This window comes from Rodentibacter sp. (genome assembly GCF_057314195.1).
Genome location: NZ_DBHLAM010000022.1, coordinates 28,048 through 47,281, shown reverse-complemented (window position 1 = coordinate 47,281; position 19,234 = coordinate 28,048). Strand labels below are relative to the sequence as shown.

The following is a 19,234-nucleotide window of genomic DNA, read 5'->3' as shown; positions in this document are numbered from 1 at the left end:
TTATGCCTGAACAAGAAAAGAACGTCGAACAGCTCGCCGCTGAGTTGAAAAAAGCCACTGATCAAGTAAAGGGTCTTGGTGAAGAGCTGAAAGGCAAAATGGAAAACGGCGAAAAAGGTCTTGATGACTTGAAAGGTCGTGTCGATGAAGCCTTAACCACATTAAACGATACAAAAACTCGTTTAGATGACGTTGAGCAAAAATTAGCGCGTCGTGGTGCCGGTGCAACGACTGAAAAATCCATTGCTGAACAGCTTATGGAAACCGAGCAGTTTAAATCGTACGCACAAGACCCACGCGCGAACAAATCTGCGAAATTAATGGTTAAAGCGACCATTACCAGCGCGACGGCCGATGCTGCAGGTTCTGCCGGTGCATTAGTGGTTGAACATCGCGTGCCGGGTGTGGTTGCTACGCCGGAACGTAAATTAACCATTCGCGATTTGTTAATGCCGGGTACCACCGACAGTAACGCCATTACATATGTTCGTGAAAAATTGTTTACGAATAACGCGGCGGCGCAAGCGTCCGAGGGTGCGAAGAAAGCGCAATCCGATCTTCAATTTGAAGAAATTACAACCGGTGTTAAAACGTTGGCACACTTTGTTAAAGCGTCTCGTCAAATTTTGGACGACGCGGCAATGTTGCAAAGCTATATCAACGGTCGTTTAACTTACGGCTTGAAATTGGTTGAAGACAAACAGCTGCTTAGCGGCGACGGTGCCGCCGGTGGTTTAACCGGCATTATGAATGTCGCGCAAGCGTTCGCAGATCCGGCGAAACTCGCAGCGTACACCATTATCGACCAATTACGCTTGGCGCAGTTGCAAGTTATCCTTGCTGAATATCCGTCTAACGGTTTCGTATTGAACCCTATCGACTGGGCAAAAATCGAGCTAGAAAAAGACGGCATGGGTCGCAACATCATCGGTAATCCGCAAAGTTTAGCTCAGCCTACTTTATGGGGCATTCCTGTTGTACAAACCCAAGCAATGGCGGCGGGCAGTTTCTTGACCGGTGCATTTGATTTAGGTGCGCAAATCTTTGACCGCCAACAATCAGGCATTGCGGTATCAACCGAAAACGAAGATGACTTTGTGAAAAACTTAGTCACCGTCCTTTGCGAAGAACGTTTGGCGTTAGCAATCTATCGCCCTGAAGCATTCGTGAAAGGTACGTTGGCGGCGAAAACCAAATAATCCATAGCCCCGGAAACGGGGCTTTCTTTCGGAAATTATTATGCTAATCGGTCTCGAACTTATCAAACAGCATTGCCGCCTTGATCACGATGACGAAGACGAGTTGCTGACTTTGTACGAATCTGCCGCGAAAGAGTACATCGAAAGCCAGTTAGACCGCACTTTATACGCGGACAGCGTGCCGGAAGATGTCTCAAATGGTTTAGTCATTAATTCGGCAATCAAACAAGCCATGCTGATGACAATCGCGCATTGGTATGAACATCGGGAAAGTGTCGCAGTCGGTGTAACCACGAAAGAAATTGAAGAGGGTGTTTGGCGATTGATCCAACCTTACCGAATTATGGGAGTGTAAATGGAAATCGGAAAATTGCGCCACCGCGTAACGCTACAAAAGCAAATCAACGCTCAAAACGATTACGGCGCAACGGTCACGAAATGGCGTGATGTTGCGACCGTGTGGGCGGAAATCAAGCCGCTATCGGGGCGAGAATATTTCTCAGCTCAACAAGTGCAATCCGAAGTGACGACGCAAATTTGGTTACGTTATCGTGATGACGTCAAACCGACAATGCGCGTCAATCACAACGGCAAACACTATGAAATCTTATCTGTTCTCAACACAAACGGGCGGAATACATCATTACAGCTGATGTGTAAGGAAAGTCCGAATGAGTAGCGTAACAGTAAAAGTAACAGGCTTGAAAGAGTTAGGGCAAGCGATGAATGCTTTGGGTAGGAAAGCAAAAAATCGCATTGCCGTGAAAGCTATGCGGCGCGGTGGCGCGATTATTCGTGATCGCGCAAGAGCAAATGCCCCAGTATTAAGTCAGCCGTCGCCGTATCGGAAGCCCGGCACTTTGCGTAAAGCGATTTCGTCGCGCACGAAGATCGACAAAAACGGCAGAGTAAATACTTATGTTTGGGTGAAAGGGCTGAAAACGAAACAGGTCCTCAAATTCAAGGATAAAACAGGGAAAGGCGGCGCGTATAACCCGCGCGACCCGTTTTACTGGCGATTTGTAGAGTTCGGTACGTCAAAAATGCCGGCAAAACCCTTTATGCGCCCTGCGTTTGAGCAATCAAAGCAACAGGCGGCACAAACCATAATTAACACGTTACGCGATGAAATTATAGCGGAGGCGGGAAAATGACATGATCCAACAACAAATTTATAGCGCCCTGTCGCCTTTGGTGTCAGGGCATTGTTTTTATGGCGTCATACCGGACACTAACAAAGACTATCCGGTCATCGTTTACCAGTTTCCGAACATCTCTCCCAATTCCGCGCTTGAAGACGGCGATTTAGATGATTTCCAAGTACAAATCGACGTTTACAGCAAAAATCCTGACGACATTTTCAGCCTTCGCAAACAGATTTTTACCGCACTTTCAGCGGCGTTTGAGTTTGCCGAGCGCATGAGCGATCACAGTGATTACGAGCCGGAAACGAAGTTACATCGACGCGTTATTAATTATCAAATTGCTTATGGAGAATAAATTATGGCAACACAAACAACCCCGTTCCAGGGGACGAAATTTTATATCGGTGTTGGCTTGACCACCGAAAAAGCGATTACCGCCTGCACGGTAACGCCAGCCGCGACAATAACCGCAACCGGTCACAGTGCTAAAGCGGGCGATTTTGTCAAAATTACCGGTCTTGGTTCGCTTGACGGTTATTTCCCGGTTAAATCCGTTGCGTCCGACACAATTACTTTTGCCGATGAAGTGGATTGGACATCGCAAGATAAGCCAACAGACTTTAGCGCGGCAAAAGTGGCGGTGGTTAAATGGTCCTCCAATTTCTGTGCGATCAAGCAGATTGAGGGCGACGGCGATACACTCACGGAAGAAGACATCACAACAATGTGTAGTGAGGGTACTGAAACTGAAGCGGGCGAAATCGAGTATGGTTCAGTAAAACTCACTTTCTTCTACGCGCCGGGGACCGCAATGCAGGCGGATTTACGCAAAAAATTCTTTGCCAAGGAAACATTCCCTTACATGATGATTTTGCGTAATCAGCAAGGCTCGCTTTACGGCACCGGCTTTATTCAAACTTCGCCTAATTACTCCGGTGAGACTAAAGGCAAGTTTGAATCAGGCGTCACAATCAAAAAAGCAAAACGCGATTACCATTTACCGGTAGCCGCTTAATAAACGCGACCGCGCTGTAAAAAGTGCGGTCATTTTTTTTGAATGAATGGAAGAATTGAAATGAGTTTACGTGAAAAACTTTTAGCAACAAAGCCGAAAGTTCGGTCATTTTTAATTGGCGATATTACCTATTTTTACCGTGAGTTTACGGTCGGCGACATGAATAAAGCGGTTTATGGACAACAACAAGCATTATTTAAAATTGCTCAAGAACAGGGTATTGAGTTGAATTTTGATAATGAGGAAGCGTTGGCAAAACAGCTTGCTCAAGTCTATGACCCATATCAAATCGCACGCACTTTAGCTACACGCTTATGCGATGAAAAAGGCGAAAACCTGTTTGATCCAACCAATGATGCAGATCTTGAGCAATTATCTCAATTAGATAAGTCGGTGTTTGAAGAATTAAGTAAGGCAATTGCTGACATTGAACCAAAAAACTTACCGAGCGCCGAAGATTCCAAGTAACCCTGTCTTTGGCGCTGGGGAAGACGTTAGAAGAGATTGAGTTGATGCCTGAACGTCATTTTTCCGAATATATGCTGTTTTACCGTGAGCAACCATTCGGACTTTGGCGCGATGATTACCGCACAGCACAAATATCACATTTGCTGGCGGTTATTAATCGTGATCCAAAAGGTAATCCGCCAGAATTACAGGACTTTATGCCTTTTTACAAAGATAAATCGGCGGAAGAAGATGATGAAGATGACGGTTCGGAAAGATATTTAGCCAATCGATAGACCCAGTTTAACCACTGGGTTTTTTGTTGCCTAAAATTTATAAAGGAAAACATCATGCAATTAGCAAACCCAGAAAATTTCAAACAATTTATTCAAATTAAAGATCACAAAACCGTAACGACATCCGAAACAGTAGCGAAAGTGTTCGGAAAACTCCACAAAAATGTTTTGCGTGATATTCGTGAAGTTTTAGAAAATGGTGATGATGAATTTAACCGGCTCAATTTTGAGCTTTGTTTTAAAAACAATAACTTACAGAATAATAAGCCATTGCCATATTATGAAATGACCAAAGATGGTTTTTTACTGTTGGTTATGGGGTATCGAACTAAAAAAGCAATGCAGTTTAAAATTTCCTATATTAAAGCCTTTAACTATATGCAGGAACAATTAGCAAAAGGCGGCGCAACATTACTCGAGCAATACTATCAATGCTTAGGCGAACACAAAGCCGAGAAACAATTTGCCAGCCTATGCGGTCAAGGTTTAAATCAATGGAAAGGCAAAAAGCCGGTATTAGAAGCTACGTTGCGCATTATTGAAGATAAAATTCAAATTGAACTACCTTTGGTGGCTGACGGAAAATTATTAAGATAATTGTGATCTAATTCACGGAGATCTACAAAAAAGTTGGGTAAAATTTGCCAGACTTTTTAACCTATGGAGATCTAATATGGCTAAATTAAAAATTCATGCGGGGGATATATCATCTACCGCCAACTCAATTAGCACTTTTTTAGGGAGTGTTAGTATTTATGACCCTTTAGGTGGCGGTTTACTAGGGAAAACATATACTTTTGATAAGAATCAAATAGAAGCTATTGAACTAGCCAGTGAGGAAAGTGCTGTTCGTCTTGGCGGCGCGGCAGGTTGGGGGGCTGTTGGCGCATTAGCTCTAGGTCCAGTAGGGTTGTTGGCTGGGCTAGTTTTGGGTGGAAAAGGTAAAGATGTAACCTTTATTATGCTTCTAAAAGACGGTAGAAAGATGCTAGCGACCACAGATAGTAAAACATATACTAAGCTTAAAGCAGTTGTATTCTAAAATAAAAACCCCGTTTACAAGACGGGGTTTTTACTTTATATTGTGTTCCAAGGTGTCGAAACCTTATATTCCACAGCGGCAATCCGCACCCGATAGCATAGCGGTTTTTTTATGCGTAAAATTTGTGATCTCGTTTAGTTTTATTGCCATTAAGACTTAACACGCATAAATCAAATTTCATCTATGCCGGGCGGGCGGAGAATACAACACCCGAAAGGGGAATAATCCCAGCCTACCTGTGGAAGGCTTTCGAACCACCCGGCACCCTTAATTGGGTAAATCTTAATATCGAAAAAACCACAGGAGACAGTCTATGTCTAATCAAGCCCAACTCTCTACATTCAATTTTGAATCAAATTCTATCCGCACTTTAGTCATTAACAATGAACCTTGGTTTGTTGCTAAGGACGTTTGTGGCACATTAAAAATATCTAACGTAAGCGATGCTTTATTAAAGCTAGATGATGACGAAAAAGCGACTATCGGTTTAACCGACAGTCAGGCAGGAAATGGCGCTCAAAGTATTTCTATCATTAGCGAAAGCGGAATGTACACTTTGATCTTACGCTGTCGTGATGCGGTGAAAAAAGGATCTGTTCCACACCGTTTTAGAAAATGGGTAACAGCAGAAGTCTTGCCGGCAATCCGTAAAACAGGCAAATATGAATCAAAAACTACAGTAGATGATCGCACGGGCCTACGCAATGCTGTAAATATGCTGGTGAGCAAGAAAGGCTTAATTTATTCTGACGCTTACCATTTAATCCACCAGCGCTTTAACGTGGAATCGATAGAAGATCTAACTTTTGAGCAATTACCTCAAGCGGTAGAGTATGTACATAAAATTGCGTTAGAGGGTGAATTGATTGCGCCGCCGAGAGATACATCGCAAATGGTGAAAATTCCTCACGCCGGTCGCTGGTTGGTTATCACCCGTGAAGATGACGAAAACCGCACGGTCGTTAAAAACATTGACGGCAAAAGCTGTGTTGACGTACGCCTGAACCGTAAATTGATGAACGAAACGCACTTAATGGCAGATATGCTGCTTGAACTGGCGCACAGAATGCGAATTGTGGACGGCGAATGCAACCCAAACATATTCGATACGCCAATCCTACAAAGTAAGCGTAAAACCATTATCTAAAACACTTTCAAAACTGACCGCACTTTTACCGGTGCGGTCTTGGAGAATATAAAATGAAACGAGATTGGGAACTTATTCGTAAGATTTTAATTAAATTAGAGCAAATGGCTGAGGAAAGCCTTCCATTGAAAGATGACCAGTTTGAGGGGGTCGATCCGGATACTGTGTCATATCATTTCAAAATAATGGGACAGGCAGAACTTATTGAAACAGATGTAATTACTATACGTGGGAATAGTTTATATTCTGCGAAAGCTATTACATGGCAAGGTCACGAGTTCTTAGACAAAATCCGCAATGATACTGTTTGGAACAAAAGCAAAGCAATGCTGAAAAACAAAGGTATTGATTTGTCTTTTGACGTGTTGAAATCGGCAGCGACAACGATTATTTCGCAGTTAATCCCTTGAATAAAGCACGATAATTTTGTACAGTACAGATATGAACAAAGGAGGAACTATGGGACAAATCTTTATTTGGATGGTTAAAGTGATCGCTATATTTGTAGTTGCTCCAATTTTAGCGCTTTATATTCTTGGTTCTATCCTATCAGACGGTTTTGCGTGGGGCAGTTTCCGATATATCGCAATCATCGTTGCTGTATCTGTTGTTTTTGGGTTGATTGAATGGTTTAAACCGAGTAATTCGTAATTAGTTTTATCTTTTTAGAAAAGCACTCTTCGGAGTGCTTTTTTTATGGGGTTTATTTATGGCCGGCACATTGGGATCGCTGAATATTCAGCTAACGTTAGATCAAGTCAATTTTCAAAATTCATTATCAAAGGCACAGCAACGCGCGCAGACATTTTCGGCTAAAACCAAGGGTTATTTGGAAAACATCGATTCGGCGATGACTGCGCTGAATAACTCCAGCAAATTAACTAATTTTTTATTATTTAAAGATTCTCTGACGAGTTCAATTAAGGCATTTATCCAGTATGCTGACGCAAACACAGAATTAACCAATCAATTAAAACTATCAACAAATGGTAATGCTCAACTTGCTTTGGCGACACAGACTGTTTTTGATATTTCCCTGCGGACCAATCAGGCTGTAAGTGCGACGTCTCTTGTTTATCAAAAATTTGCGCAAAATGCCGAAAAATTAAAACTAAGCCAAGCTGATGTCGCCGCGTTAACTGAAACCGTAACAAAATCCGTTGCTATGTCGGGTTCCAGCGCCGCGCAAGCCGAGGCGGGGTTAGTCCAATTTGGGCAAGCGTTGGCAACAGGAACGTTAAAAGGACAAGATCTTAATTCGGTAATACAACAAATCCCCGGACTTGCGGACGCAATCGCGAAAGGTTTGGGCGTTACGACCGGCGAACTTAAACAAATGGGCGCCGCCGGCAAACTGGATATTCCGCAGGTTGTTGAAGCATTAAAAAAGGTCAAGGCTCAGGTCGATGATGATTTTGCTAATCGCATTAAGTCGGTTTCCGGCGCGATGACCAATTTTGAAACGTCATTTATCCAAATGATCGGGCGTATTGATAGTGCCACCGGAGCCACTACCGGCATAGCGAATAGCATAGAGTTCTTGGCGGCGAATTTGGAAGATGCCATTAAAATGGCGACGTTATTTGCTGGTGCCTTGGCGGTTGGGCAGATCGGTAATTATTCCGCAAAACTTGTACAAACCGGTGTCGCGAGTGCGAAAAACACGTTGTCACATTACAACGAAGCGAAAGCCCTCTATGCTAAAGCCACTGCGTTACGGGTGGCGGCTCAAACAGAAATGGCTTCTTTGGCTGCACAGTTACAGGTCGCTCAATCTGAAAAAACGCGATTTGCGTTGCGCGAACAGATGAAAGCGCAGGCAGCACAGATTATTGCGCTGACGAAAGCGGAAGCGACAGCAAAACAAAATTTAGCAACGGCAAACAGACTTGCCAGCGCAGCGGCGGCTGGTTTGCGGGGTGTTATGGGACTGCTTGGCGGTCCTGCCGGTGCGGTGACTATTGCTGCCAGCGCATTGTTATATTTCCACTCACAAGCAGAAGAAGCGCGTAAAAAAGCGATTGATACCGCCTCTGCCAATGAGCAACTGAAAGAAAGTTATGAAGGGTTAAGCGAAGCCGTACTGACTACCAAGATTTTTGAGCAAATCGAAGCGATGAAAGAGCAAGAAGAGCAGCTCAAAAAATTGGGTTCTGCGATGATCTCGACCGAGTTTAGTCATCGTCGCGGCGGTTGGTTTGCTTCAACTGCGCAGGAAGTAGAAGAAGCATCGGCAAAATACAAAAGAGGCTTGGAAGTTGCGTCGGCTAAAAGTCAGGCATTTGATAACCAACTACGCGCACTTGTACAGTCCATGTTGAATAACGGCAAGTCGTTAGATGATATTCACAAAAAATTATCTGTATTTAATGTTGGCGCAGAAAAAGCCGGTCAAATTATCGCTGATGTCAAAAATGGCATTGATAAAAATAAGGATAGCACTAATCAGGCTACGGCTGCCGTTATCGATCTCGCGAAAGCTCAAAGCGAGCTGACTAAAAAATCAGATGATTTACGCGCCAAGTTGGAAGTCCTTGAGCTGAAAAATAAAGGTCATGCCAAAGCGTCTTATGTGCTTGCCGGGCTTTATGAAGTTCTTGGCGTGAAAGGTGCTGAATATTCTAAGGTGTTGAATGCGATTGCCAATGGCGATGTCGCGGCGGCTCAAAGTGCCGCTAAGGCGATCAATCTATCTGCCGAGCAGTTGCAGACCATGTTAGATATGGGCAAAAAACTTGAGGGGTTGTTTGAGACTGAAACAAAGACCAAAACAATCGAAACTCAAATTAAAGGCGGCGAAAACGCACGCGATAGCTGGCTATCATTCTATGATGAAATTCGTAAGAAATCGTCATCAACTCTAGGTGAAATTAACCTTGAAGAAGTGCGGATGTTTCAGCGTCTCGATGAACATATGCGCAAAGGCGTTGTATCTCACCAAGAGTATGAAACAGCGAAGACGGCAATTACAGAACGTTTTGCGAAACAGCGTCTTGAACTCGCCGGCAAATATGCGCCTGAAAAACTGCTTAAATCAAACCTTACGGAAGATTTAGGCAGTATTGAAGAATTGCGGTCCGCCGGTCAATTAAATGCTGACGAAGCAAGAAAAGCTGCTCAGCAAATGCAATTTAATTACGCACAGCAGATTTCTCAACAGGCAGTTGATCCGTTAAGCAAACTACGGGCAATCTACGACCCTCAACAGGAAACGCGAAACAAACAAGCGGAAGAATTGGCGCAGTTGCAGGCATTTAACGAGCAGAAACTGATTACCGAAGAAGAGTATCAGCAACGCAGACAACAGATCATCGATAAATACAAAAAAGATGAAACCCTGCAGGAGCTTGGGAAATACGCCACTGGATTGAACGATCTGGGCGGTGCATTTGGTAATTTGGCATCTGCTGTCGAGCAATCGGCAGGTAAGCAATCCTCTGCTTATAAAGCGATGTTTGCGGTATCGAAAGCCTTTGCGATTGCAGAAGCCAATGTCAAACTTTCCATGGCGATCATGCAAGCAATGGGCGACGGTTCAGCTATGACGCCAGCTCAGAAGTTTGCCAATATGGCGGCGGTTGCGGCAGCGGGCGCGAATGTTATTTCGCAGATTATGAGCGTCGGATTTGCTGGCGGTGGTTATACTGGTGACGGCGGAAAATATGCGCCTGCTGGTATTGTCCACCGAGGAGAGTACGTCATCACAAAAGAAGCCACGAGCCGTTTAGGACGTGGCTTTTTAGATCAGCTTAACTACGGCGCTCCGCGTCGTGGCTTTGCTAATGGTGGCGGTGTAAGCGTGCCTGAATTGCCTAACTATGGCGGAAACATCAGCCGGAGTAGCGGTAACATCACCGTGAAAGTGATCAACAATGGCGAACCAGTTTCCGCCAGCGTGAGTAGCGAGCAAAACGGCGATGAATTGCAAATTACCGTTGAGCTTATGCGGCAAATGGATCGTATTGCGGATATGCGCTATCGCAAAAATCAGCGCGAAGATATGCGCAGTGGTGGGGCGTTTAATCGGACGTAATGAATGAGGTAATAAATGGCACTTGATATTTTGCCTTACTGCCCGAAACCGGGTTACACAGTAAAAAACGAACCGCGCCGAAAAGTGAATAAGTTCGGCGATGGTTACGAACAACGTATCGTGGACGGATTAAATCCGTTATTGCGGAAATATTCGCTGACTTTCAAAATTCATCATAAAAGTGCGGTCGATTTTGATAAATTTTTAAGGAATAAGGGCGGCGTGACCGCCTTTTTATTTCGCGAAAAAGCCAATGATAACCAGTTGATCAAGGTAGTTTGTCCCGAATGGAGTAAAACCGTCGGGAAGACGCACACTGAATTTAGTTGCAGCTTTGAAGAGGTGGTGTAATGCCAAAGCCAATACCGCGCGATATGCGTCAAGAATTGCCGAAACTTGAGCAGGGCGCGCTAATTGAACTATGGGAAATTGACTTGCGGCACATTCACAGCGCGAGCAATCCCACGCAAAAAGGGGAATTATTGCGGTTCCATAATGGAGTAACTCAAGGACATCAAAACGTGATTTGGCAGGGTAATGAGTATCAAGCCTACCCGATCAACGCTGATGGTTTTGAGCTATCTGGACAAGGACCGAGTAACCGCCCGACTTTGACTATCTCGAATATGTACGGAATTGTGACCGCACTTGCTGAAGATTTCGGGCAGGGTTTAGGTGCAAAAGTTACGCGCCGCTTGGTATATGCGCAATTCCTCGACGCGGCGAATTTTGCTGGTGGAAATACGAAAGCCGACCCGACGCAGGAATCAATCAGTTACTACATTATCGAGCAGTTGAAATCATTAACTGATGACGTGGCGACGTTTGAGCTTGCTTTGCCGGCGGAAACAGATAATGCGCGCATACCTATTTTAATGATTACGTCAGATACTTGTATTTGGCGTTATCGTAGTGCGGAATGTGGCTATACCGGTCCGCCGGTTGCTGACGAGTTCGATAAGCCGACAACAGACACGAAAAAAGATAAGTGTTCGCATTGCCTGCGCGGGTGTAAATTGCGCTGGGGCAATGATACCGCTTTACCTTTTGGCGGGTTTCCGTCCACCACACAATACGGCAATTAATTATGGAAATTACCAATGAATTAAAAAAAGAAATACTTGATTACGCCAAGAAACAAGAGCCGCGCGAAATGTGCGGCTTTGTTGTTTTGGAGGGCGGTGAGAAAGTATTTTACCCATGCCCTAACATTGCCGCAGATCCGGAGAATTATTTCGAGATTGATCACGAAGAATGGATTATGACAAGCGAAATCGGCGAGATTATCGCGTTAGTTCACTCCCACCCGGACGGTCTGCCGTATTTATCAACCGCCGACCGTATGTGTCAGATCCGGTGTGCTACAGCGTTTTGGTTGGTGGTGGATAATGAAATTTTACAGTTTCGACCTGCGCCGGCGTTACTGGGGCGTAATTTTATCAATTATCACCAAGACTGCTCGCAGTTGGTGTTAGATGCTTATATGTTGGCGGGCTTGGATTTCGGACGACCAAAACCACCGGCGGGCTATGATTTTGAATGGTTTGAAAGCGGTCAAAGCCTGATTGAAGAAAATTTAGTGCGGTTGGGATTTGAAAAGCTCGCAGAAGAACCCGCGCAGCTTGGCGATGTGGTGTTGTTGAAAATTTGTAGCGCCGTGCCGAATCATGCCGGCATCTATCTTGGCGATCAAACAATGCTACATCATAGTGTAGGGCGATTGTCCGCGCGCGTGCCGTATGACGGAGCATGGCTGCGATCAACGCATAGCATTTGGAGACATAAGCAATGGCGACAATTACATTTCACGGCGATCTTAAACGATTTGTTGATTCCCCCTTTGAATTAGAAGCGCGGTCGTTTTCCGAGTTAATGAGCGGCTTGTTAACGCAGATTAACGGACTGCAACAACACCTGCGCAAAGGTTATTACAAGGTGCGTATCGGCAAGCGTTACCTGACGGAAGAACAGATAAAGACTAATCCACAAATGACGCTCACCGAGGAAAGCACGGTGCATTTTACGCCGGTTATCGCTGGTGCGGGCAAGGGGCTTGGTATTGGTCAGATTGTTATCGGCGTAGTGCTTATTGCAGCTACATGGTACATCGGTGGTACGGCTGGTTGGTCTTATCTTGCCATGGCAAGCGGGTATGCAATGGGGGCGGCAATGATTTTATCAGGTGCGATGACATTGCTAACTCTTACGCCGAATATGGATACCAGTGCCAAAGAGGGCGAAAAGAAACAAAGCACCTCATTTTCAAATATTAAAAATCTCACGCCGCAGGGGAGACCGATCCCGTTATTGTACGGCGAGATGATGACAAGCCTTGTGCTTATTTCGCAGGGTGTTGAAACGTTTGATGATATGGACGCATTAAAGAAAGGGTAGTTTATGGGTGGTGGAAATAAGGGCGGTGGAGGTCATACTCCGTACGAAGCGCCGGATTCGCTGAAATCAGCGCAGAAATTACGAGCGATTGGCTTGATTTCGCTCGGGCCAATCAAAGGCACAGTGAACAAATGGAAAACGACGTATTTTGACAATACGCCGATTCAAAACGAAAACGGCAAAGATGATAACGATACCGATAGTTTTAACTTCAAAAATACCGAAATTCAATTTACGCTTGGTACTCAAGACCAGCTACCGCTAAAAGGGTTTGAAGCAAGCGAACGAGAAGTGCCGGTAAATGCAGAAGTTAAACAGGCTCACCCGTTAACTAAAACCGTTATCGATCCGGACGTTTCCCGCTTACGTTTAACGCTGGCGGTTAGTGCGCTATTCAGTCAAAATGATCAGGGCGACACGCACGGATCAAGCGTTACTTTTCAGGTATTAATTAATAATCTACCGCGCAATACTTATACTATTGAGGGTAAATCTTCATCGCGTTTTTATCGCAGCTATATTATCGAAAATTTACCGGAAGTGCCGTTCACTGTAACCGTAAAACGGGTAACGGAAGACAGCAAAAGTCAACGATTACAGAACGCGACGAGCTGGGCAAGTTATACGGAAATCATCGACACTAAACTGTCATATCCGAATATGGCGTTAGTGGGGATTAAAACAGATTCTCGTTACAACCCGAATTTTCCGAATATCAATTTTCTGCTACATGGCCGCTTGGTAAAAATTCCAAGCAATTATGACCCTGTGGCGCGCACCTATGCCGCCGGCATTTGGAAAGGCGATTTCAAAGAGGACTGGACAAACAACCCAGCTTGGATTTTTTATGATTTAGTTACCAATAAACAAATTGGCTTGGGCGAACGATTAGGCGATTTCGGCGTTGATAAATTCCAGCTGTACCAAATCGCGCAGTATTGCGATCAACTCGTACCGGACGGCTACGGCGGGCAAGAACCGCGCATGACGGCGAACCTGTGGATCACCGACCAGCGCAGCGCGTACGAAGTACTTTCCGACATGGCAAGCGTGTTCCGAGCCATGGTGATTTGGAACGGTCAGCAAATGACCGCGACACAAGACCGCCCTACAGATCCAGTTTGCACCTACACGCAGTCAAACGTAATTGACGGCAAGTTTAGTCGTCAATATGTGGCACAGAAAGCGATTTATACCGCCGTTGAAGTGGAATATGCCGACAAACGCAATATGTATCAAAAGGCGATCGAGTATGTGGCGGACGATGACCTGATTCGCCGCTACGGTTACAACGTGAAGAAGATAACCGCGTTTGCCTGTACTTCGCGCGGACAAGCTCATCGTTACGGTAAATGGATACTTGAGACCTCGCGCCTTGAGCAATGCACAATTACCTTTAGCGTTGGGCGCGAGGGATTAGCTCATTTGCCGGGCGATATTATCGAAGTGGCAGACAATCGATACGCCAACACAAATTTAGGCGGTCGCGTATTGTCGATTAATGGAAAGGTTGTGACGTTAGATCGCCCGATTGATTTCACCGCCGATAGTTACCTCGGTTATTTAAGCACTACCGGAACGGCTGAAATCGTCCGCGTGAAAATTTTAAGTGTTGATGACAAGCAGCGAGTGAATTTAGATCGCGAACCGGTTGGACTTGTGGAAAATGCGAATTGGACGTTGCACACGGCGCAAGTAAAAACGCAGCTTTATCGCGCGATTGGCATTGCTGAAAACAACGACGGTTCTTTTGCGATCACTGCGTTACAGCACGAACCGCAGAAAGAGGCTATTGTTGATGGTAGTGCTAGCTTTGCACCGTCCGTTACTACAACTCATGGCGCAGGAGTTAATAAGCCCGCCAATGCAGATATTAGCTTTGGTGATGGCGGCGTTAAATTAATGTGGACCACACCAACAAATCAAGGCGCTGTTAAGTATGACGTTAAGTTATACCGTAACGGCAATCTATACAGCACTCACTTAGACTTAGACAGCCCGGAGATTAGTTTTGATAATCTCCCGAACGGAAGATATACGGTAGAGATACGCAGCAAAAACAGCTCGGGTCAATTATCCGATCCAGTAACACGTACATTTGAGGTTAATCTCAACATCCCTCGATTTGTAACTAAATCGCTATTATTTGCGATCGAGCTTGATTGGGACTTGCCAAAGATAGCAAGTGTTGGCAACTATACCGAGGTTTGGCGTAGTACCACTAATGATATTAGCAAAGCGGTTAAAGTGGCAACCTTGCCATATCCACAAAATAACTATGTTATGAGCGGCGTGCCGTTGAGCGCGGAATATTATTTTTGGTTGCGTTGTGGCGATAAAAACGACAACAAAGGTGAGTTTACCGAGGCCGTATTTGGCGAGGCTGACCACAACCCGGATAATCTACTCAATGCAATTGAGGGCAAAATCACTAAATCACACCTTGGGCAAGAGTTGATTAACTCGCTCAAAAATGATGTAAATAGTGCGGTGTCAGAAGAGGCAAAAGCCCGCATTGCGGCAGTAAATAACGCGCTCCAACAAATTAATAACCAAGCAGCCACTACAGGGACGGCAATCCAAAAACTGGAAAAAGCGGACAAAGCACAAGCCGAGACGATTAAAACCGTAACGGCCAAGGCGGAATCTGCATTATCCGGCATAACGGCTGTACAACAAGCTCAGGCTAACAGCGATAAGGCTAATGCTCAGCAGATTAGCGCACTTACCGCACGAATGGGTACTGCGGAAAGCTCAATCGCAAACATCCGTACCGCCAAAGCGGACAGGTCAGAAGTTGCTGGCATTGCTCAACAAAGCCTACGTGCAACATGGCAAGCAGATGCACAAGCTAAGGCAGACAAAGCAAAAACGGATGCAGTAGCTCAAAGCAAAGCGGAAATCGATGTGGTTAGTCGTGCAGTTGCAGGGGTAAACGGCAAATTGTCGGCGACACACACTATCAAGACGCAGGTTGTTGCTGGCGGTCGTACTGCAATTGCGGGTATTGCGCTTGGTGCATCAAGTGACGGAAAGATCGCTGAAAGCTCCGTCATTGTGATGGCTGATAAATTTGGTATTGTTGCTAATGCTAATGACAGCAATGTGAAACCAGTGTTTTCTGTTGCAAATGGGCAAGTTGGTATTCGTGGTGATCTTGTAGTAGCAGGAACGATTACTCGAGATAAGTTTTCATCGGGTTCGGGAGAAAACTTACTTTATAACCCGATTTTTGCTAATCCGACAAATGGCGTGCCTTATGGGTGGATAGGTTCAACGAATGTTCCTGATAACAAATTAGGAGAAAGACAATGTATTCAAGATCCTGATTGGGGTTTGAAAAAAGGTGGTTATTTACCAAATGAAAATGTGGTGCGTTGGCATAATTACAGAACTGGAGATATTAATACAAGATCGGGTATTTCTCAAAATATTGCTATCACTGCTAATACTTGGTATATGCTTAGTGTTTATATGGGAAATCATAGAAGTACAGCAGTTCAACTTTATATCGACCAACGTGGAAGTAATGGCGAATACTTAGGCAATATTACAAAATATTGTAGGGAGGGTTATTCGTTTAACGGAATAAATAATGCTGACCGCGTTTTCATTAAATTTCAAGCTCACCCACACGTTGCTAGCTTAGATGTGCATTTCTTTTTTTATGACGCTAAAGTAAATGAAACAAATTGCTATATGTTTTTAGCTCGGCCAATGCTCGAAGAATGCACCGAGCACACCACTGAACCTAGCCCTTGGGCAAATGCAGGTGTTACTCAGGTTCACGGTGGAAGTATTATCGCAAATACAATCCGTGGTGAGCATATACAGGCGAATCAGGAGATTAGAGCGCCGAAAATTTCTGGTGGTGAAATTGACATAAGCGGAGGTGATGGCGTATTAAAAGTCGGTCGAACAGGTAGTTTTTTGGTGCGAGCGAGCTCGCAAAATAGGGGGCTTGTTATGAATAATAATCAGATTATTGTTTATGACGATCGAGGTGTTGTAAGAGTTAAAATAGGTTACTTATTATGAGTTATGGATTATGGATTGATGGCAAAAATGACAATTCTGATGTTGCTATGCTTGTAAAGGTAATACCTACCCCAACTGGATCTAGCGGTGAGTATATCGCTGAAGAGTTGCCCGTTTCGATGAAAGAAAAGTATAGACAATTTTTTACTTTCTTGCGGAGCGATACTCAATATGGCAAGTCTGACTTTTTGAATCCAGGGCATCAAGGTGGAGTTGATATTGTCGTTGCATATGCGGATATTTTGCCAGTAAGTGGGAGAGAGAATTCGCCTAAGGCGCATTGGCAAACCGTAAAAAACGTAAGTGACGTTTGGCGTTACGAAGCCAGCGTTGTTGCTATTTTGTTATGGAGAGAAAAAATATTATGAATTACGGTATTTTTTCAGATGCTCTACCTTTATTTGTAGGTAATGAACAAGTCTTAATCTTTGAAAAAATGATTAAGTATGAGTCCATTTTAGATAAGTTTAAGACAACATCACCAGCGGCGAAATACTACAAAGAAATAAAAATATCTCCACCTGGAGAATACCCTTTTGTCTTTGTTGAGCATAACTACACCCCATCCGTATATAAGGGATGGACTGGCGGAGGAATTAGAAATGGCGGAGGAATAAACATATCTGGTATTGTGTTTTTTGGCACATACACCGATGCCCAAGTGGTTTATAGATCTGATGGATGGTACTTAATTGTTTTTAAACCCGATGGTGATAGTGGCAACTATAGTGCTAATTATTATGTTTTTAAATCGCTAGATCAGGTAAAAAATAAAAAGCAAGAAAAATATGGCATCAACATATATTCATCGGCAGGAAAGATGCTTTATCACAGTGGGTGGGATATTGTCCGCCTCAAAACGGCATTAAAAGTAACGCAAGATATATTCCGCGGCCAACCGGTCAATCAACATAATAAAGGTATTTTATGTCTCGCAACAGAAAGATATAACACGCCAAAAGATATACTACCGACCGAGGGGAAAAAGATATATGTTGGGGAAGATAAGCTCGTATCTGTTGGGTATATACGTAAATTTGTAAGATTTATGAGGACAGGCGTATTTGATTCATCCGCAGCGTACTCTACTGCTATTGTTTCTGATGGTTTTTTATTTGAAAGTGTATGTTATGTTACCCCAGGAAACAGAATGGATTTTGAAGAACGAATGTACGCAGAAAGTATAGGTGCGATTTTAAATCCAATCATGATTGTGGATAAACCAAAAATATAAGAGCATAAAAAACGCGGTCAATTGACCGCGTTTTTTATGCCTGTAACGGCTTGGATGGGTTATGTGGGAACAAAGGCGTTATCGAAAAGGTTTTGTTATGTTCGATTTGCCAGAGGTCGTAGTCACCCTGCATGCTTAGCCACATATTAGGACTGGTATTGAGTGCTAGCCCTATGCGAATGGCCATTTCAGCGCTAATCGCCGTCTTGCCGTTAAGAATGCGGGAAAGTGAAATGCGGGAAACGCCTAATTTTTTCGCTACTTCACCAATTTTCATGCCTTCAATGTATTCTTTCAATACGAAACCGGGGTGCGGTGGATTGTACATTTTCATGATAACTCCTAGTGATAATCTTGATAGTCAACAATTTCAGCGTGCCCATTCTCAAACTTAAACGTAATACGCCAGTTTCCATTTACGGTGATGGACCAATAATTCTTGAGATTGCCTTTTAATGGATGCAACCGCCAGCTCGGCGCGTTCATATCTTGAGGACAAGTAGCTCTATTTAACGCGTCCAATTGTAAGCGCAATTTGTTCGTATGTTTAGCCTGAATACCGGCCGTCGATCCGGTGGTAAAAAAGAGTTCAAGCCCTTTATGTTTGAACGATAGAATCATTTTAACCTCTTGTATAGCCGTACTATACAATAAACTATCGCGCTTGTAAAGCGTAAATATACAAAACAAGGAGTCTATATGACAACATTTAATAAAATCTTAAACCCAGTTTATAGCGCCATCGCCAGTTATTCTATTCAAGATGACGGCTCAATCAATGCGAAATATGTTATCGGCACAGGTACAGAATCTGATGGTACGGTAACGGACTTTACGCAAATAGTGAGCGAATATAAGTGGATCGACGCGCAGGCTGCGGAGAGTATTAACAGTGCACCGCTTGCAAAAGATGATATCGGCAAAACGCCGCAGCAGATTATGCTTGATCGGATTTACAAACATTTAAAAGATACAAATCAAATCGTAGTGTAGTCTAATTAATCCTTAAAAAATACAACCGCACTTTTAACCGAGTGCGGTTGATTTGACCTAAACGTAAATTAATTATTAAAGAATCCACGGATCATATACGGATCGTTTTAAGTTATATTATAGTGATATTGAAATTTGGTTAAAATTGCTAACTGACTGATTTTATTATTGAAGTTATATTGAGGTTATATAAAATCTGGTGGAGCTGGCGGGAGTTGAACCCGCGTCCGAAATTACTCTACCTTCAGTAC

General features: G+C 44.0%; 24 protein-coding genes and 1 other RNA gene (1 of these 25 cut by a window edge). 22 read left to right on the top strand and 3 right to left on the bottom strand.

Going from position 1 to position 19,234, the window contains the following annotated elements:
* The first annotated feature begins 2 nt into the window (after positions 1 to 2).
* From ACO59Y_RS03145 to ACO59Y_RS03045, 21 genes are all read left to right on the top strand, one after another.
* Positions 3 to 1,199 (top strand): phage major capsid protein, encoded by a 1,197-nt coding sequence (locus ACO59Y_RS03145; RefSeq protein ID WP_486130561.1) that lies wholly within the window; start codon positions 3 to 5, stop codon positions 1,197 to 1,199.
* Between the two features lie 40 nt (positions 1,200 to 1,239).
* The gene (locus ACO59Y_RS03140; RefSeq protein ID WP_486130559.1) at positions 1,240 to 1,554 is read left to right on the top strand and encodes a head-tail connector protein; all 315 of its coding nucleotides are present in this window, start codon (positions 1,240 to 1,242) and stop codon (positions 1,552 to 1,554) included.
* Positions 1,555 to 1,878, top strand: coding sequence for a phage head closure protein (locus ACO59Y_RS03135; RefSeq protein WP_486130557.1), 324 nt, complete (start codon positions 1,555 to 1,557; stop codon positions 1,876 to 1,878).
* On the top strand, positions 1,871 to 2,353 hold the full coding sequence (locus tag ACO59Y_RS03130) for an HK97-gp10 family putative phage morphogenesis protein (protein ID WP_083015876.1): 483 nt from the start codon (positions 1,871 to 1,873) through the stop codon (positions 2,351 to 2,353). The genes ACO59Y_RS03135 and ACO59Y_RS03130 overlap by 8 nt, the downstream gene beginning before the upstream one ends.
* Position 2,354: 1 nt before the next feature.
* Positions 2,355 to 2,699 carry a DUF3168 domain-containing protein gene (locus ACO59Y_RS03125; protein ID WP_486130554.1) on the top strand — a complete coding sequence of 115 codons (345 nt, stop codon included), beginning with the start codon at positions 2,355 to 2,357 and terminating at the stop codon, positions 2,697 to 2,699.
* 3 nt (positions 2,700 to 2,702) lie between these two features.
* Positions 2,703 to 3,359, top strand: a complete 657-nt coding sequence (locus ACO59Y_RS03120) for a hypothetical protein (RefSeq protein ID WP_486130552.1) — start codon at positions 2,703 to 2,705, stop codon at positions 3,357 to 3,359.
* 42 nt (positions 3,360 to 3,401) lie between these two features.
* On the top strand, positions 3,402 to 3,827 hold the full coding sequence (locus ACO59Y_RS03115) for a hypothetical protein (RefSeq protein ID WP_486130550.1): 426 nt from the start codon (positions 3,402 to 3,404) through the stop codon (positions 3,825 to 3,827).
* Between the two features lie 44 nt (positions 3,828 to 3,871).
* Entirely contained in the window at positions 3,872 to 4,102 is a 231-nt protein-coding gene (locus ACO59Y_RS03110; protein ID WP_486130548.1) for a phage tail assembly protein T, read from the top strand.
* 54 nt (positions 4,103 to 4,156) lie between these two features.
* Complete coding sequence (locus ACO59Y_RS03105; RefSeq protein WP_486130546.1) at positions 4,157 to 4,699, top strand: Rha family transcriptional regulator; 543 nt, start codon at positions 4,157 to 4,159, stop codon at positions 4,697 to 4,699.
* A 76-nt stretch (positions 4,700 to 4,775) separates the two neighbouring features.
* Positions 4,776 to 5,144 (top strand): hypothetical protein, encoded by a 369-nt coding sequence (locus ACO59Y_RS03100; RefSeq protein ID WP_449236039.1) that lies wholly within the window; start codon positions 4,776 to 4,778, stop codon positions 5,142 to 5,144.
* Between the two features lie 313 nt (positions 5,145 to 5,457).
* A complete protein-coding gene (locus ACO59Y_RS03095; protein WP_486130544.1) occupies positions 5,458 to 6,291 on the top strand; it encodes a BRO family protein in 834 nt (277 codons plus the stop codon).
* Positions 6,292 to 6,344: 53 nt separating this feature from the next.
* Positions 6,345 to 6,701: a DUF2513 domain-containing protein gene (locus ACO59Y_RS03090; protein WP_486130542.1), complete on the top strand. Its 357-nt coding sequence runs from the start codon at positions 6,345 to 6,347 to the stop codon at positions 6,699 to 6,701.
* Between the two features lie 49 nt (positions 6,702 to 6,750).
* A complete protein-coding gene (locus ACO59Y_RS03085; protein WP_486130540.1) occupies positions 6,751 to 6,942 on the top strand; it encodes a hypothetical protein in 192 nt (63 codons plus the stop codon).
* 58 nt (positions 6,943 to 7,000) lie between these two features.
* On the top strand, positions 7,001 to 10,324 hold the full coding sequence (locus ACO59Y_RS03080) for a tape measure protein (protein ID WP_486130538.1): 3,324 nt from the start codon (positions 7,001 to 7,003) through the stop codon (positions 10,322 to 10,324).
* A 15-nt stretch (positions 10,325 to 10,339) separates the two neighbouring features.
* A complete protein-coding gene (locus tag ACO59Y_RS03075) occupies positions 10,340 to 10,675 on the top strand; it encodes a phage tail protein (RefSeq protein WP_486130536.1) in 336 nt (111 codons plus the stop codon).
* Positions 10,675 to 11,409, top strand: a complete 735-nt coding sequence (locus tag ACO59Y_RS03070; protein ID WP_486130534.1) for a phage minor tail protein L — start codon at positions 10,675 to 10,677, stop codon at positions 11,407 to 11,409. The genes ACO59Y_RS03075 and ACO59Y_RS03070 overlap by 1 nt, the downstream gene beginning before the upstream one ends.
* A gap of 2 nt (positions 11,410 to 11,411) precedes the next feature.
* Complete coding sequence (locus tag ACO59Y_RS03065) at positions 11,412 to 12,173, top strand: C40 family peptidase (RefSeq protein ID WP_486130532.1); 762 nt, start codon at positions 11,412 to 11,414, stop codon at positions 12,171 to 12,173.
* Positions 12,174 to 12,196: 23 nt separating this feature from the next.
* Complete coding sequence (locus tag ACO59Y_RS03060; RefSeq protein WP_486130690.1) at positions 12,197 to 12,718, top strand: tail assembly protein; 522 nt, start codon at positions 12,197 to 12,199, stop codon at positions 12,716 to 12,718.
* A gap of 3 nt (positions 12,719 to 12,721) precedes the next feature.
* Complete coding sequence (locus tag ACO59Y_RS03055; protein WP_486130530.1) at positions 12,722 to 16,756, top strand: TipJ family phage tail tip protein; 4,035 nt, start codon at positions 12,722 to 12,724, stop codon at positions 16,754 to 16,756.
* Entirely contained in the window at positions 16,753 to 17,124 is a 372-nt protein-coding gene (locus ACO59Y_RS03050; protein WP_486130528.1) for a hypothetical protein, read from the top strand. The genes ACO59Y_RS03055 and ACO59Y_RS03050 overlap by 4 nt, the downstream gene beginning before the upstream one ends.
* Positions 17,121 to 17,990: a hypothetical protein gene (locus ACO59Y_RS03045; protein WP_486130526.1), complete on the top strand. Its 870-nt coding sequence runs from the start codon at positions 17,121 to 17,123 to the stop codon at positions 17,988 to 17,990. The genes ACO59Y_RS03050 and ACO59Y_RS03045 overlap by 4 nt, the downstream gene beginning before the upstream one ends.
* Positions 17,991 to 18,024: 34 nt before the next feature.
* Here the strand turns inward: ACO59Y_RS03045 and ACO59Y_RS03040 are convergent, their stop codons facing one another.
* Both ACO59Y_RS03040 and ACO59Y_RS03035 read right to left on the bottom strand, forming a co-directional pair.
* Positions 18,025 to 18,324 (bottom strand): HigA family addiction module antitoxin, encoded by a 300-nt coding sequence (locus ACO59Y_RS03040; protein WP_486130524.1) that lies wholly within the window; start codon positions 18,322 to 18,324, stop codon positions 18,025 to 18,027.
* 8 nt (positions 18,325 to 18,332) lie between these two features.
* Positions 18,333 to 18,611, bottom strand: a complete 279-nt coding sequence (locus ACO59Y_RS03035) for a type II toxin-antitoxin system RelE/ParE family toxin (protein ID WP_486130522.1) — start codon at positions 18,609 to 18,611, stop codon at positions 18,333 to 18,335.
* A gap of 78 nt (positions 18,612 to 18,689) precedes the next feature.
* On the opposite strand from ACO59Y_RS03035, the gene ACO59Y_RS03030 reads away from it, so the two are divergent.
* Complete coding sequence (locus tag ACO59Y_RS03030) at positions 18,690 to 18,983, top strand: hypothetical protein (protein ID WP_486130520.1); 294 nt, start codon at positions 18,690 to 18,692, stop codon at positions 18,981 to 18,983.
* 197 nt (positions 18,984 to 19,180) lie between these two features.
* Here ACO59Y_RS03030 and ssrA read toward each other — a convergent pair.
* Positions 19,181 to 19,234: a transfer-messenger RNA gene (gene ssrA, locus ACO59Y_RS03025) on the bottom strand; it runs 204 nt beyond the window's last position.